Origin of the sequence: Nocardia sp. NPDC050799 (genome assembly GCF_040654015.1) — a bacterium.
Taxonomy (GTDB): domain Bacteria; phylum Actinomycetota; class Actinomycetes; order Mycobacteriales; family Mycobacteriaceae; genus Nocardia.
In genome coordinates this window covers 371,701-386,074 of the sequence record NZ_JBFAHF010000001.1, presented here as the reverse complement: position 1 = coordinate 386,074, position 14,374 = coordinate 371,701, and the positions used below count along the sequence as shown (strand labels likewise).

Annotated in this window: 14 protein-coding genes and 1 pseudogene; 11 read left to right on the top strand and 4 right to left on the bottom strand. The window is 66.6% G+C overall.

The window, feature by feature from the left end:
- The 4 genes from AB0H42_RS01900 (at nt 1) to AB0H42_RS01885 (ending at nt 3,584) form a co-directional block, all read left to right on the top strand.
- A complete protein-coding gene (locus AB0H42_RS01900) occupies nt 1-975 on the top strand; it encodes an ABC transporter substrate-binding protein (RefSeq protein WP_357048289.1) in 975 nt (324 codons plus the stop codon).
- Nucleotides 972-1,511 carry a GNAT family N-acetyltransferase gene (locus tag AB0H42_RS01895; RefSeq protein ID WP_357048286.1) on the top strand — a complete coding sequence of 180 codons (540 nt, stop codon included), beginning with the start codon at nt 972-974 and terminating at the stop codon, nt 1,509-1,511. The genes AB0H42_RS01900 and AB0H42_RS01895 overlap by 4 nt, the downstream gene beginning before the upstream one ends.
- A gap of 396 nt (nt 1,512-1,907) precedes the next feature.
- A complete protein-coding gene (locus AB0H42_RS01890) occupies nt 1,908-2,885 on the top strand; it encodes an ATP-binding protein (protein ID WP_357048283.1) in 978 nt (325 codons plus the stop codon).
- Nucleotides 2,886-3,089: 204 nt separating this feature from the next.
- Nucleotides 3,090-3,584, top strand: coding sequence for a nuclear transport factor 2 family protein (locus AB0H42_RS01885; RefSeq protein ID WP_357048280.1), 495 nt, complete (start codon nt 3,090-3,092; stop codon nt 3,582-3,584).
- 129 nt (nt 3,585-3,713) lie between these two features.
- On the opposite strand, the gene AB0H42_RS01880 is transcribed toward AB0H42_RS01885, so the two are convergent.
- Nucleotides 3,714-3,941 carry a hypothetical protein gene (locus AB0H42_RS01880; RefSeq protein ID WP_357048277.1) on the bottom strand — a complete coding sequence of 76 codons (228 nt, stop codon included), beginning with the start codon at nt 3,939-3,941 and terminating at the stop codon, nt 3,714-3,716.
- 110 nt (nt 3,942-4,051) lie between these two features.
- On the bottom strand, nt 4,052-5,572 hold the full coding sequence (locus tag AB0H42_RS01875) for an alpha/beta hydrolase (RefSeq protein WP_357048275.1): 1,521 nt from the start codon (nt 5,570-5,572) through the stop codon (nt 4,052-4,054).
- Nucleotides 5,573-6,515: 943 nt separating this feature from the next.
- On the opposite strand from AB0H42_RS01875, the gene AB0H42_RS01870 reads away from it, so the two are divergent.
- The 6 genes and pseudogenes from AB0H42_RS01870 (at nt 6,516) to AB0H42_RS01845 (ending at nt 11,153) form a co-directional block, all read left to right on the top strand.
- A complete protein-coding gene (locus tag AB0H42_RS01870) occupies nt 6,516-7,469 on the top strand; it encodes a lipase family protein (protein WP_357048272.1) in 954 nt (317 codons plus the stop codon).
- Between the two features lie 169 nt (nt 7,470-7,638).
- The gene (locus tag AB0H42_RS01865) at nt 7,639-8,337 is read left to right on the top strand and encodes a TetR/AcrR family transcriptional regulator (protein WP_357048269.1); all 699 of its coding nucleotides are present in this window, start codon (nt 7,639-7,641) and stop codon (nt 8,335-8,337) included.
- Nucleotides 8,338-8,676, top strand: a pseudogene (locus AB0H42_RS01860) (ATP-binding cassette domain-containing protein); the annotation flags it as partial.
- Nucleotides 8,677-8,719: 43 nt separating this feature from the next.
- On the top strand, nt 8,720-8,959 hold the full coding sequence (locus tag AB0H42_RS01855) for a hypothetical protein (protein ID WP_357048697.1): 240 nt from the start codon (nt 8,720-8,722) through the stop codon (nt 8,957-8,959).
- 219 nt (nt 8,960-9,178) lie between these two features.
- On the top strand, nt 9,179-10,096 hold the full coding sequence (locus AB0H42_RS01850) for an alpha/beta hydrolase family protein (RefSeq protein ID WP_357048646.1): 918 nt from the start codon (nt 9,179-9,181) through the stop codon (nt 10,094-10,096).
- 232 nt (nt 10,097-10,328) lie between these two features.
- Entirely contained in the window at nt 10,329-11,153 is an 825-nt protein-coding gene (locus AB0H42_RS01845; RefSeq protein ID WP_357048266.1) for a Mut7-C RNAse domain-containing protein, read from the top strand.
- A 198-nt stretch (nt 11,154-11,351) separates the two neighbouring features.
- Here AB0H42_RS01845 and AB0H42_RS01840 read toward each other — a convergent pair whose 3' ends face one another.
- On the bottom strand, nt 11,352-11,657 hold the full coding sequence (locus tag AB0H42_RS01840; RefSeq protein ID WP_357048264.1) for a hypothetical protein: 306 nt from the start codon (nt 11,655-11,657) through the stop codon (nt 11,352-11,354).
- A gap of 519 nt (nt 11,658-12,176) precedes the next feature.
- On the opposite strand from AB0H42_RS01840, the gene AB0H42_RS01835 reads away from it, so the two are divergent.
- Nucleotides 12,177-13,550 (top strand): alpha/beta hydrolase-fold protein, encoded by a 1,374-nt coding sequence (locus tag AB0H42_RS01835; RefSeq protein ID WP_357048261.1) that lies wholly within the window; start codon nt 12,177-12,179, stop codon nt 13,548-13,550.
- Nucleotides 13,551-13,741: 191 nt separating this feature from the next.
- Here the strand turns inward: AB0H42_RS01835 and AB0H42_RS01830 are convergent, their stop codons facing one another.
- The gene (locus AB0H42_RS01830) at nt 13,742-14,344 is read right to left on the bottom strand and encodes an XRE family transcriptional regulator (RefSeq protein ID WP_357048258.1); all 603 of its coding nucleotides are present in this window, start codon (nt 14,342-14,344) and stop codon (nt 13,742-13,744) included.
- Nucleotides 14,345-14,374 lie beyond the last annotated feature (30 nt).

Genomic DNA, 14,374 nt, shown 5'->3' with positions numbered 1-14,374 from the left:
ATGTCCACTCGACTACGCAGCGGCGCGCGCCGCGCCTTACCCGGGGTCGCAGTGCTCGCCGCCGCGCTCCTGACCGGGTGTGGCAGCCCGACGGCCGCTACCGGTCCCGCCGCGGAGGGCTTCCCGATGACCGTCTCCAGCTGCGGACGCGAGGTCACCTTCACGGCCCCTCCGCAACGTGTCGTCACCGTCGGCTCCGTCGCCGCCCCGTTGATCGCCGCCGCCGGAGCTGCCGACCGCATTGTCACCCGGACTTTCGAATCCGCGCCGTTTCCCGGCGAATACGCCGACGAGCTGACCGGTATCGAGACCACCTCCCGCACCGGTGAGATCGCCCGCGAGGAGATCATCGATCGGAGCCCTGATGTCGTCGTAAGCTTCGAAGGCGCCGCCGTCTCCGCCGACGACCTCGCTCAGGTGAACATCCCACTGCTGGTCACCCGCGGCTACTGCCGCGACGCGGCGGGTAGCTTCGACGATATCTTCGCCGATATCGAACTCTACGGAAAACTCTTCGGAACCGGCGCGGCGGCGAACGCGGAGGTCACCTCGTTGCGTCAGCGCGTCGACACCGTGGCCGACCGCAACGCCACCCGCACGCCGCTACGGGCCGCCGCGCTGATCATCTCCCGGGACGGAAACAAGGTCAGCGCCTACGGCAGCACCAGCACCGTATCCCACCAGATGCACATGCTCGGACTGGACAACGTCTTCGGCGACCACGCGACCCGCTACTCCGAAATCAACACCGAAGCTCTGATCGACCGCGACCCGGACCTCATCGTCCTGCTCACCCAGGGCGACCAGACCCCTGATTCCGTTCGGCAGGCCTTGCGCGACCGGCCCGAACTCGCCCGCCTGCCGGCCATCCGGGACAACCGCATGATCGTCGTGCCCTTCGGCTACACCGGGCCGGGCCCGGTCGCCGTGGAAGGAATCGAAGTACTCGACCGAGAATTGGGAGCACTGCGTTGACCGTATCCCTCACCACCGGGTATCGGATCCGGCTCGCCGGCGAAGACGATCTTCCGGGGGCCCGCAGCGTCACGCTCGACACCTTCTACCGGGTGTTCGGCATCGGGTATCTACCCGAACACCACGCGGATGTCGTCGACCCGGCGACCGCTTACCTGCACCATCCCCGCAACCGGCTATGGGTCGCCGAACACGAGGGCCGCGTCGTCGCCACCACGGCCATCCGGGCGCAGGGCCCGCGCCACCCACCCCACCCGCGGTGGCTCACCGAGCGCTATCCCGACCCGCGCACGGCCCAACTGTTCCGTGTCTACGTCCGGCCCGAACACCAACGGCGCGGACTCGCCAACCGCCTGGTGCGGGCCGCGATCGAGTACGTCACGGATTCAGCGGACTTCGACCGCCTCTACCTGCACACCGACGCCAGAACACCGGGCGCCCTCGAATTCTGGCTCGAGCACGGCCACATAGTCTATGACGCACGGGACGGCGGTCAGGGTTTCCAGACCGTCCACTTGGAGATTCCGCTCCGCTGAGGTCGGACACGGAAATCCCCATACCCCAATCGGTTACGGCGGCCGCGGAGGGTCTGTCACCCGATCCTCAGCGGCCGAGCGGACCGTTCACAACGGCTCGGACCGGGCCGGGGCACACCGAGCGACGACAGTGCCGGGCCGGGCGAGCAGCAGGCCGGCCGGCTCTACGCCGTCATCGCACTCACGACGATCCTCACCTCGACGACGGGTGTGTTCGGCGGTGATACCCCGAACCTGGAGGTCCGGTCGAACTCCCCTTCGGTCGCAGCGAAATCCACACTGCGAGTGCGCTTCCGAATGCCCTCGGCACCGCCCGGCGTGCACACCCGACGCGGCGTCCGATACATTACCGGCGACATTATCGAACATGAATTTCGTTACCTACGGGAAGGAAGTGTGGCGGTGAAAATCGCCTTCGTCGGAAAGGGTGGCAGCGGCAAAACGACCCTGTCCTCACTGTTCATTCGCCAGCTGGCCGCGCAGTCCGTGCCGGTACTGGCAATCGATGCCGACATCAACCAGCACCTGGCGACCGCGCTGGGTGCCACCGAGGAGGAATCGGCGTCGCTGCCGACCCTCGCCGACCAGCTGCCGTTGATCAAGGACTATCTGCGTGGCAGCAACCCCCGCATCCCCTCCGGCGAGGTGATGCTCAAGACCACCCCGCCGGGGACCGGCTCGCGGCTGCTCGGCGTGGTGGAGGACAACCCGATCTACTCCGCCTGCGTACGGGAAATCGAGGGCGCGCGGCTGATGGTGACCGGCCGGTTCTCCGAAGAGGAGCTGGGAGTGGCCTGCTACCACTCCAAAGTCGGCGCCGCCGAAATGCTGCTCAACCATATGGTCGATCTCCCGGGCGAGTACGTCGTGGTCGATATGACCGCCGGCGCCGACTCGTTCGCGTCGGGCCTGTTCACCCGTTTCGATCTGACCGCGCTGGTGTGCGAACCGACATTGCGCAGCGTCGGCGTCTACCGCCAATACGTCGACTACGCCAAGGATTTCGGCATCCGCATCGCGGTGGTCGGTAACAAGATTTCCGACGATCAGGACCTCGAGTTCCTACGCGAACAGGTCGGAGACGACCTGCTGTGCTGGATAGGACGTTCCGCACACGTACGGGCCGCCGAACGCGGCGAAATCCGGCCGATCACCGACCTCGAACCGGACAACCGCAAGGCCCTCACCGAGATCCGGACCGCACTCGACACCGTCGATCGGGACTGGAACACCTACCACCACCACACGGTGCAATTCCATATCCGAAACGCCGAGGCCTGGGCGGGCCGGGACGTGATCACACAGATCGATCCGGACTTCGTCCTGCGACCGGACCTGCGCTCCGACCAGTCCACCGCGTTGGCCACTCACTGACCTCACGGGAGCCGATTCGCCTGCGACCAACCTCTCCTCCTCGGGCGGTTTCCACGTCCACGGACCGGTGGTCGCAGGCGATAGGGCAGTTCGCAATCGACGGGCAGCCATCTGCCCGCCGACCGCGTCGGCCGGCGATGGCAGCGATGTCACAATCGCTGCCCACACCGGTCCATTGCCAGCGCCGGAAAACACCGCTGTGCGGTGCCATCTCATCAACTCACTTCTAGGCAGAACCTGGGTGTCGAGCGTGGTCTTCGCGCCGGCGTGGCGGACCCGCGCCTGTACGGTCTTGATATCGGCGAACGGAAGGATTCTGCAATGAACTACGGTAAGGCCGTCACAGCGGCGCAAGCCTATCTGAAGGCGATAGATGGTGACGAGCCGCAGAAGGTGGTGGACCTGTTCGCCGACGAGTTCACCTGGGAAGACCCTGTCGGCACCGAACCACTCTCGGATAAGAACGTGCTTCACCAGCGGTATGCGACCGCCGCCGGGAAAATCCGCGTCATCCAGAGCGGCCCGATCCGAGGTTCGCATTCCGATGCTGCCGCACTCCCGTTCGAATTCGAGCTACAGCTCGACGGCTCGGACCGCCCGAAACGGGTACGAGTCGTGGACATCTTCACCGTGAACGATGAGGGACTCATTACATCCATGAAGGCCTACTGGTCACCCGAAGATATCCAGGACATCTGACGAAGTAGGCCCTCGCTGCGACAGTCCCGAGTCTGTGACCAGATCCTCTCGGGCCAGGGCACCGATCGCCGACCGGATCAGCCCCGCAGCGTTGCGCAACCGTTTGTTGTAGCCGGGCGGTTTCGGCAGTTACCGGAACAGATGCCGCAGGTGGCGATGGGCGTAGCGCAGCCATCGGGCCTCGGAGGTGAACCCGAGCAGGGCCTGCATCACCGACAAGGTAACCAGTTCGGCATCGGTCACGCGAGGGGTGAACCCGATCACCGGGCGCCACGGCCTCAGATCCGGGCGAACCCTCAACAGGTCGTCGATGCCGACATAGAGTGCAGTGGCGAGGGTGCCGAGTTCATTGCTCACAACCTTGTTCTATGGCACCCTCGCCCAAAACTCGCTGAATTCATGGATACCTTGCCCAGCAATATATTTCACTGTCGACCAAAGCCACCCCACCCGTTGGAATCACTCATCTAATCGGGGAGAGAGCCGGGGTCGGGCCTGCAGGTGAGGTCGGCATCGGGGAGCGTGCCGTCACGGAAGTAGGTGTTGACGGTCTCGTTCACGCAGCGGCTCAGGTCGGCGCGGAGGACGCCGTGCACGCGGGTGTCCGCCAACGTGACCATTCGTGACCCTGTCAGGTCCTCGTGTAGGGCGAGGCCTTGCTGGTAGGGAGTGCGGGTATCGCCGGTCGCCTGCAGGATCAGCGCCGGTGCCGGGTTGCGCACAGCGGTAATTTCCTCGATCGGGTCCGGCCAGAACGCGCACGCGGTGATGTTGTTGGCGAACGCACCGAACACCGGTTGGGTCGCCCGGACGCTTTCGATGTTGCGGCGATACCAGGCCGGATCCCGGGGTGCGGCCCGGTCACCGCACAGGACCGCGGCCATTCCCGATGCGTTCATCGGAACGCCGCCGCTGATCTTCGTTTTCAGCTGCTCCATGTCGACCGGCAGCCCGGACACCGCGTCGGCCACGAACCGCACGACCTCGGCGAGGTCGGCGTTCTTCCGCGGATTCGACAACAGCGCCAACAGCATCATCGGCACGGTGTGTTCATCGATGAGATAGCCGTTGCCGATGACCGGATGCGTGGCGGCGCGTCGGATCATGTCCTCGACGAATGCGCGGACCTGTGGCCCGCTGCTACCAAAGCGGTAGTCGGCGTCGCGGCGGGCCGCCCAGATCGCCCAGTCGTCGAGCCCGGCCTCGTTGACGGCACCCATGTCCTGGTACGTGCCGATCCAGTAGCGGTCCGGGTCCATGGCGCTGTCCAACACCATCCGGTCGGTGCGCTGCGGGAACATCTGCGAGTAGACCGCGCCCAGATAGGTGCCGTAGGAGCCGCCGTAATAGTTGAGCCGGCGCTCACCGAATGCGCTGCGAATGATGTCCATGTCCCGGGCGGTATTGCGGGTGGTGATCTGGCGGGCCTTCTCGGGATCGGGGGCAACGCAGGATGCCGCGAGCGCGGCGGCCAGGGCGGTGTCGCGTGCGAAGCCGAAGGCGTCGAAACCGGCCGAGAACAACATCGTGGGCAGCGGCAGCGCACAGTTCACCGGATCCGAGCGGCCGATACCACGCGGGTCCATGCCGATCAGGTCGTATCGGGCACGGACCTCCGGCGTGAGCCGTTCCCGCAGGTCGACCATCATGCCCAGGCCCGGACCGCCCGGACCGCCGGGGTTGGACAGCATGATCCCGTGTCTGCGGGCCGGGTCGGTGGCCGGGATGCGCGAGATCGCCACGGCCAGCGTGCGGGCGTCCGGCCGGTTGTAGTCGAGGGGCACGACAACACCCGCGCACTGCGCCCCCGCAGCGTCGAGCGCCGCGTCGTTACACGACCCCCAGTTCAATTGCTGGTGGTAGAACGACTCCAGCCCACCCGGGATGTCATCGACCGGGTCGGCACTCGCCGACCCCATGGGCACTGTGGCGAATGTGGCCGCCGTGATGACCCCGAGTACAAGCCATCGAATCCATCGAATCGGCATCGGATCTCCTGTCCACGACATCTGTGTCCGCATCCTGTTTCCGCCGCTCGGACATCTCGGGTCTCGCACCGGCGCTGGGGTGGTGTGCTGAAGCCGCGGCGTCCGGGTCACCCATGACTCACTACGATCACGGCGGTCAGGGCCCTGAAATCTGTTTGTGCGAAGCCGGCGTGGTGCAAGGATCGCAGTCTCGTGCGGTGACAGCGTTCGGCGGATAACTGTCCGGCGTGTCGAGGTCCGCCCGCGCACCGGTATCGGCTCCGCCCAGCGAGGTTTCTCCGCCACGCAGATGGCCGCACCAGTTGCCCGCGACCTCTCCGGTCGAGCCGCCGGTGCGGGTTCGGCAGGATACCGCCATCGGGTTCGGTGACCGTGCCGTCACCGACCTCCGTCCGAGCGACCGGCACTCTTCTTCGTAAGTTTCTGATCGGCCGAAACGGAACTAGCAATCGTTATGCTAACGTGCAGTCAGTCGTTACGCTATCGTGATCTTGGCCCAACTGTGACATGGCCGGTCAGCGCGGTCCCGGAGGGTTTGCGGGTCGGCCGACCGGACGCGGAAGGCATGATGGAATCCGAGCAGACTCTGTCGACATATCGGAAAAACGGGGGCCGGGCAGCCTGTCCGGTTACCCGCGGGTCGGGCCTGCCGGTCGACGGCATGCGCCGGCAACCGGTGACGCTTCGGCGCATCGGCCGACTCTGGCTTGCAGTTCTGGCGCTCGCCGCGGTCGCGCTGCCGGCAGCATTGTCGATGCCGGTCGCGCGAGCCGCAGTGCCGCCACCCGGCGAGGATCCTTTCTATGCCGCACCGGCCGATCTCGCGTCGCATCCGAACGGAGCGGTGCTCGGATCGCGGACGATTCCCCTGCTCGGCCTGCCACTACCGGTGAACGCGTATCAACTGCGTTATCGCACAACGGATTCGGACGAGCATCCCCAAATGAACGTCACGACGGTGCTGGTGCCGCCGGTGCCCTGGGACGGTCCGCGGCCGATGTTGTCCTACCAGGTACCCGAGAACAGCCTCGACACCCGGTGCGCGCCGTCGTACACCCTGCGCGGCGGACGCAACGACACCGATATGGCGGCCGTCGCGCAGGATGCGCCGTTCATCACGGACGCACTGCGGCGCGGATGGGTTGTCGTGGTCAGCGATTACGAAGGGCCGCAGTCGCGGCTCTTCGACGGGGTGGCCTCCGGGCGTGGAGTCCTGGACGGAATTCGGGCTGCCCGGTCCTTCGCTCCCGCCGGGCTCGATGCCGCCGGCCCGATCGGGGCCTACGGGTATTCGAGTGGAGCCTTCGCCACGCTGTGGGCCGCGCAGCTGCGCCAGGAATACGCACCCGACGTGGGGTTCGCCGGCGTCAGCGCCGGCGGCGTCCCGACCGATATCCCGTCCATGGCCGAACGCGCCGACGGTGAGGCTGGGGCGATACTGATCCTGCTCGGGCTGGCCCGCAACGAACCCGATTCCAGGCTGGCCGATCTGCTGAACGACCAGGGACGCAGTGCGCTGCACACCGCGGATACGTCCGCCTGCGGTGCGGATCTGGCCCAGAAGTACCCGGATACCCACATCGACGACCTCGCCGCGGTTCCGAACTTGCCGACGCATCCCGCTTTCCGCGCCGCGGCCGTCCCCAACGAACTCGGTGGTACCGCCCCCGACGCCCCGCTCTACCTGTACCACAGCGTCTCCGACGAGAAGATTCCCGTCGCCGGCTACACCGCCCTTGTCGATGCCTACTGCGCCGCGGGCGCCACCCTCACCGCGACTCGCTCGCTGTTCCCCGGACATATCGGAGCCGGCGCGGGTGAAGCACTCGGCGGCATGAACTTCCTCGCCGACCGCTTCGCCGGGACCCCACAGGCCCCGGGCTGTACGGAGCCGTAAGGACGCGCGGTGCCGCGAACACCGACGGCCGAGCTTCGACCGGCTTTCGGACAGTTGAACCACGGACCATCGGCCGGAGGCACGGCCGGCGGGCAGCGGGCCGGAACGACCGAGTAGTCGCGCGCACGGCCGCTCGACAGGCGTCGTCATCGACGGTAAGCATGGGCGGGTGGTGAGCCGCCGAGACCAGATCAAACGCGTCGCTGCCGGGCTTTTCGTCGAGCGCGGAGTAGCGGGAACCAGCGTCCGGGATATCGCCGAGGGTGTCGGGATGTTGTCCGGAAGCCTCTACCATCATTTCCCCTCCAAGGATGCGATCGCGTTCGCGATCCTCGACGATTTCCTGACCGACCTGAATGCTCGCTACCGATCCGTACTTCCGCACGTGACCGGCATGCGGGAGGAGTTGCGCGCCCTCGTCTATTCCTCGATCGAGATCGCCGAGGCACATCCGTACGCGACCGAGATCTACCAGAACGAGAAGACCTACCACGGACCGGGCGCGCCCGCGGAGATCGCGCACGCGGTCCGGGAGGCGCATACGTTCTGGATCGACGCCGCGACCCGGGCCAGTACCTGCGGGGAACTGCGCGCCGGGCTCGACCCGGTCGAGTTCGCGCGGATGTTGCGCGAGGGTGTGTGGTGGTCGATTCGCTACCACCGGGAACATCTGTCGCAGCGGCGCGACGAGGTGACCGACACCGTGGTGGCCGCGTTCGTCGATGGCGGCGCCGCGCCGGAGATCCTCGGCGCTGCGCATACAGTCCTGCGGGCTGCCGGTGAACGCCACGGCACCGTCGGCCAGCAGCACGACCGAATCGGCGAGTTCGGCGACCAGGTCGACATTGTGATCCACCAGGACCACTGAATGTCCCGCGTCGCGCACCTGCCGGCGCTCCGTGTACTTCGGTACCACTCAGGAGGCCCGATGATCACCGCCCGCGGAGTCGGCGTCCGCTACGGCACGGCCGTCGCGGTCCGGGAGACAGCGCTCGAGGCGCGGTCCGGGGAGGTCACGGCAGTGGTCGGGCCGAACGGCGCTGGTAAATCGAGCCTGCTGTCCGCGCTGTTCGGCAGTACACCCGCGAGCGGAACCGTCCTCGTCGACGACGACGATCTCAATGCCGCGCCCGCCCAGAAGAGGCTGCGCGCCGGGCTCGCGTTCGTCCCGCAGGGGCGGCAACTGTTCCCGCGCCTGACGGTTCGGGAGAATCTGGAGATCGGGACGCGGCTGCTGGGCGCCCGTACCGATGTGCTCGATACGGCATTCGAACGCTCCGGCCCTGTACTCGCTGTTCGCCCCCGATCTCGACAATCCCTCCCGTCACGACGTCGAAAAGCGCTATGCGCGGATGAGCCCCATGCGGATCCCGTGGTGCCCGCCGGAAGCGGTCGCCGACGCCGTCGGCCATCTCGTCGGCGAGACCGGGCGCTACGTCACCGGAACGGTGATCGACGTGGGGTTGGGTGGAACCGCCCGGATGCCGTGAGACCTGCGGGTTCGCGAGGCGCACACTCCGAAGGGCCTTCTTCCGATGAAAGCGGAAAAGTTCGGCGGACGCCTGTGCGGCGCGCGGTCGAATCCTGGTTGCTTCGGTAGCGTGCTCACCCGTCCGATATCCGAGACCAATGAGGAGTAGCGGGTGCGAACGAGGAGTCGGTGGGTGGTGCGGAAGCGGCTGCGCAGAGTCGCTGCGGTTGTTGCGTCGATGGTCCTGACCACCTGGGTGGGCGGGGCAGTAGTGAGCGCGTCCCCGATCGGCACTCCGGTGCTGCGGGCCCCGGCGGGTGGGTACGAAGAACTCTTCGTACCGTCCGGGATGGGACCGATCAAGGTCCAGGTGCAGTGGGCGGCGCGCGGTGGCAGTGCGGCGCTCTACGTTCTCGACGGCCTCCGTGCACCGGCCGATCACAGTCAGTGGACCAGTGATACCGACGTCCTGCGGCAGTTCGCGGGCGACAATGTCACCCTGGTGTTCCCGGTCGGCGGCCGTTCCAGTTTCTACACCGACTGGTACCGGCCCAGCGGGACCAACGGTCAGGCGGAAACATACAAGTGGGAAACCTTCCTCACCCGTGAATTGCCCGGCTTCCTCGCCGGATACGGGGTGTCGCGGACCAACAAGGCCATTGTCGGCGCCTCCATGGGCGGCGGGGCCGCTCTGACATTGGCCGCACACCACCGCGACCAGTTCAAGTTCGCCGGATCGTTCTCCGGATTCCTGAACCCGACCTTCCCGATGTGGAACGAAGCGGTTCGCGCCGCGATGTGGGACGAGGGCCGGTTCAATGTGGACGATATGTGGGGGCCGGTCGGCGACCCGGCCTGGAGCCGCAACGATCCGACGGTGCAGGCCGAACTCCTGCGCGGCCTGCCGATGTACATCTCGGCCGGCAACGGCAGCCCCGGGGCTCCTGATGTGCCGTTCGGGGTCGGCAACACGATGAACGCCATGGGGCTGGAGGCGACAGCCGCGGTGGGCACGCAGATCTTCCGCGACCGGGTCGCCGCGCTGGGTATCCCGGCCCGTATCGACGTCGTCGACGGCACCCACACCTGGCCCTACTGGGGCCGGGCACTCGCCACCGCTCGCCCGATGATTCTGGACGTACTCGGGGCCCACTGACGGTACTCATCAGGCGTCCGCGATTCGGTCGGACGCCTGATGAGGATCGCGCTCCCCCGCTCGACCACGAGCGGACTCCGACGTCCGGTGCGCCGGGTCGGCGTCGCCCGGCACAGCCCTGCGAAACCCGCCGGGCCGACGTCCTCCGCCAGGAAGCAGAGCCGGAGTCCGTGAGTAGACTTCGAGGCTGCGCAGGGTTCGAGTGGAGTCGGTTCCAGCACGGAGTTCGATCATGGAGACGCACACCGGCAATATCATCGAAGGACACGACAGCCTCGAGTTACGTGTCTATGCCGAGCTGAACGACTTCCTACCCCCGCGGTCCCGGTTCTCGGCGCTGCGGCGCCCGGTACGCCCCCATCAGACCGTGAAGGACATCATCGAGGCGGCCGGTATCCCGCACACCGAAATCGACCTCCTGCTGGTGAACGGGGAATCGGTCGACTTCGGGCACCGTCCCGGCCCGGGCGATCGGCTCGCCGTCTACCCGGTGTTCGAGAGCCTCGATATCGCCGCACTCACCCGGGTGCGCCCACACCCGCTACGTGAACCGCGTCTACTCGTCGACGTCAATCTCGGGGGCGCCGCTCGACTACTACGGCTGATGGGTTTCGACGTCCGCTGTGAATTCGACGCCGAAGACGCGCAACTCGCCGAGATCGCCACGAACGACCACCGCATCCTGCTCACCAGGGACCGCGGCCTGCTCGCCCGCCGTATCGTCACCCACGGCCTCTTCGTGCGCGCTGATCTTCCGGTCGATCAGGTGGTGGAGGTGATCGACCGCCTCGACCTGTCCAACTGCCTGGCTCCGCTCACCCGCTGCCTCCGCTGCGGCGCACCCCTGGCCGACGTAGCGAAGGCCGACGTGATCGCCCGGCTACCTCCCCTCACTCGCCGTTATCACGACACCTTCCGCCGATGCACCGGCTGCGCACGGGTCTACTGGGCGGGCGCCCACCAGGACCGCCTCGACGAACTCGTCGCCCGTATCGTGTCGAAGATCCGGCGGACACCTCCACCAGAGGATGCCCGAGTTCCGGGCACCCTTCTGTGATCGACGACTTCCCCGGCCTTCGAACTGCCCCGGCCTCTGGCCGGTGTGCGCCGGCACTGCCCGAGCGCCCACGCCGGACCCGTTTTCTGGTCGTCGATCCGCCTGCCGTTCGGCCCGGCGCGGCGTTTCGGCGGCACCCTCAGAACGGTTCGCCGACCGCAGGCGCCGGGAGGCGGGAGGCGGGAGGCGGGAGGCGGCTCAGTCGTCGTCCGGCTCGACGGACAGCACCGTGGCGGTGCTCATATCGACCGTCACCTCGTAGCCGGCGCCGTCACGGGTTCGGAGGTCGACCTCCAACTCGGGGGCACCGCTGGACAGGTCGACCTCGACGGATTCGACCGTCGCCCCCATCAGCGCCTGCAGCGCCGCCTCCAGCGACTGCTGGTCCTCGGGCACCGGCTGCGCGGTCGCCGCGGCGGAACCACCCCCGACGAGAATTACCGCGAGCACTGCGCCTGCCCACAGTCGGCGTACCCCGCCGCTGTGGTGACCGATCGTGTACATCAATGAGTCCTCCTCGATATATCGGTAGCTGGATCCGCGATACTGCGGTTACCGCATATTGCGTCGTTTGCGCTGGTAGGACGTACTGCGACCGCCGAATTACCCACTTTGGGACGGCCTACGCATCTTCCGCATCTCGGTGCGCAAATCGATCCAGGGGAAGCGGGCGCATACCGCGGGCCGGGGTGGCCGGTGGCCGAGGATGCGACAGCGGCGGGCGGCGCCTGTCCGAACACCGGTCCGGACCACGCGCGGAACCCGGTCACAGCCACGAGCCCGGCATTGCGTTGGCCTCGCTGCCCGGGGCGGCTTTCGGGGGTCGCATGGACAGAGGGGCGAAATCCTGATGCCTGAAGTGTTTGCAGTCACATCGAGGGACGTTCCGATCAGCGCCCAACCCGCCGCCGAATCTTGCCATCGGGCAACGTTTTCGCTGAACAACTAGTTCTTCTGAACTACTGGACAAAGAATTACCCACGTTGGACACTAGAGCAATCTGCTATTGAAGGGGTGATTCAAATGGTCAGAACACACACGGTAGTCGCAGGGGAAACGTTGCCGGCCTTGGCATTGCGCTTCTACGGTGACGCAGGACTACACCGACTGATCGCCACCGCCGGCGCGATCACCGACCCCGACACCATCGATGTCGGGCAACAATTGATCATCCCCGACTTCACCAGGTACGAGGTTGTCTCCGGGGATACGTTGGCGGCCTTGGCATTACGCTTCTATGGCGACGCGGGACTACACCGCCTGATCGCCGACGCCAGCGATATCACCGACCCCGACACCATCGAAGCGGGCCAACAGCTGATCATTCCCGACCTGACGAGATACAAGGTCCTCGCCGGAGACACGGTCGCGGAGTTGGCGGCACGCTTCTACGGCGACTCCTCGTTTTCACCACTGATCGCCACCGTCAACGGCCTGGCCGATCCCGAGGTCATCGGCGCCGGAGATGTCCTGGTGTTATTCGTCGGACGCAGCGACGGATTCGGGCTCACGATCGTGGACCGCAACGAGAGCGACCCTCGTATGTGGTATTACCGGTTCCAGACCAGCGCGATCGGCTGGAACCCCGGGGTCAACGTCCTGCTTCCCGACGACTACCTGACCAGTGGACGCACCTATCCGGTCCTCTACCTCCTGCATGGCGGCGGCGAGGACTTCCGTCAGTTCGATTTCCTGGGCATCCGCGACCTGACCGCCGGAAAGCCGATCATCGTCGTGATGCCCGACGGTGGGCGCGCGGGCTGGTACTCCAACCCGGTCAGCTCGTTCGTCGGCCCGCGCAACTGGGAGACGTTCCACATCGCCCAGCTGCTCCCCTGGATCGAGGCGAATTTCCGCACCTATGCCGAGTACGACGGCCGCGCGGTCGCCGGGTTCTCGATGGGTGGCTTCGGTGCGTTGAAATACACAGCGAAGTACTACGGCCACTTCGCCTCGGTCAGCAGCCATTCCGGCCCGGCAAGTCTGCGTCGGGATTTCGGGCTGGTCGTCCACTGGGCGAACCTGTCTTCGGCGACCGTGGAATTGGGCGGCGGCACGGTCTACGGCGCGCCGTTCTGGAACCAGGCGAGGGTCAGCGCCGACAATCCGGTCGAGCGGATCGAAAGCTACCGGAACAAGCGGATCTTCCTGGTCGCCGGCACCAGTCCGGACCCGGTCAACTGGTTCGACAGTGTGAACGAGACCCAGGTGCTGGCCGGCCAGCGGGAGTTCCGCGCCCGCCTCACCGACGCCGGCATCCCGCACGAATGGCACGAGGTATCCGGCGGTCACGTCTTCCGGCCCGAGATGTTCACCCTCGACCTCGACGGCATCCTCGCTCGGCTGCGACCGGCGGCTGCCGTGTCATCCTCTAGTGCGATGCCGGGGGCTGCGTAACAACGGCGACACTCGACGGAGGATGCCCTCGAAAAGGTATGAAAAAGGCGGCGGCGACCCGTGCTCACACTCGAGATCCGGGTCGCGCGTCGGGCTAGCGCCAGGGAGACATGCTGCTACCGGCGCCGTGTCGATGGCGGGATTGCTTCGAGCCGCACCTATCGCGAAGACCACGTGCACCCCGAAACCGATCAGCGGCTCGCGGCGGACTCCGGCCGATGTCTGCCCGGGCGCACATGCGCACGCATCCCCTGCGGGCCGAAAAGAATAAGTAGTTCGACCATGCCCCCGTCGGCGCTGCCCAGCCAGTGGGGCAGGGCCGTGTCGAATTCGGCGGCTTCCCCGGGCGGCAGGTTCAGGTCGCGCTCGCCCAACACCAGCCGCAGCCGACCGTTGAGCACGTACAGCCATTCGAAGCCCTCGTGGGTTTGCGGTGTCGGCTTCTGCGGTTTCGGCTGCGCGGGAATGATCATCTTGAACGCCTGCACCCCGCCCGGCCGCCGGGACAAGGGAATGAACGTCATTCCGTACCGCCGGATCGGCTTCAGGTGGATCCGGGGGTCACCGGTGCGCGGGGCACCGACCAGGTCGTCCAATGGAACGTCGTAGGTGCGAGCCAGCGGCAGCAGTAATTCCAGGGTCGCCCGGCGTTGGCCGCTTTCCAGCCGGGACAGGGTGCTCTCCGACACCCCGGTGGTCGCCGCGAGTCCGGCGAGGGTGATGCCGCGGTCGCGACGCAGCGCACGCAGCCGGGGCCCCACCGCGTCGAGCACATCGTCTGTTTCGTGGTCCACGTGGCCATCTTGCCGGAACGGCAAGATTTC

Bases quoted from the DNA above. Each gene is read 5' to 3' on its own strand.
- AB0H42_RS01900 (WP_357048289.1), top strand. From the start codon at position 1: ATGTCCACTCGACTACGCAGCGGCGCGCGCCGCGCCTTACCCGGGGTC.
- AB0H42_RS01875 (WP_357048275.1), bottom strand. From the start codon at position 5,572: ATGCCGATTCGATGGATTCGATGGCTTGTACTCGGGGTCATCACGGCG.
- AB0H42_RS01870 (WP_357048272.1), top strand. From the start codon at position 6,516: ATGAACGTCACGACGGTGCTGGTGCCGCCGGTGCCCTGGGACGGTCCG.
- AB0H42_RS01855 (WP_357048697.1), top strand. From the start codon at position 8,720: ATGTGCTCGATACGGCATTCGAACGCTCCGGCCCTGTACTCGCTGTTC.
- AB0H42_RS01850 (WP_357048646.1), top strand. From the start codon at position 9,179: ATGGTCCTGACCACCTGGGTGGGCGGGGCAGTAGTGAGCGCGTCCCCG.
- AB0H42_RS01845 (WP_357048266.1), top strand. From the start codon at position 10,329: ATGGAGACGCACACCGGCAATATCATCGAAGGACACGACAGCCTCGAG.
- AB0H42_RS01840 (WP_357048264.1), bottom strand. From the start codon at position 11,657: ATGTACACGATCGGTCACCACAGCGGCGGGGTACGCCGACTGTGGGCA.
- AB0H42_RS01835 (WP_357048261.1), top strand. From the start codon at position 12,177: ATGGTCAGAACACACACGGTAGTCGCAGGGGAAACGTTGCCGGCCTTG.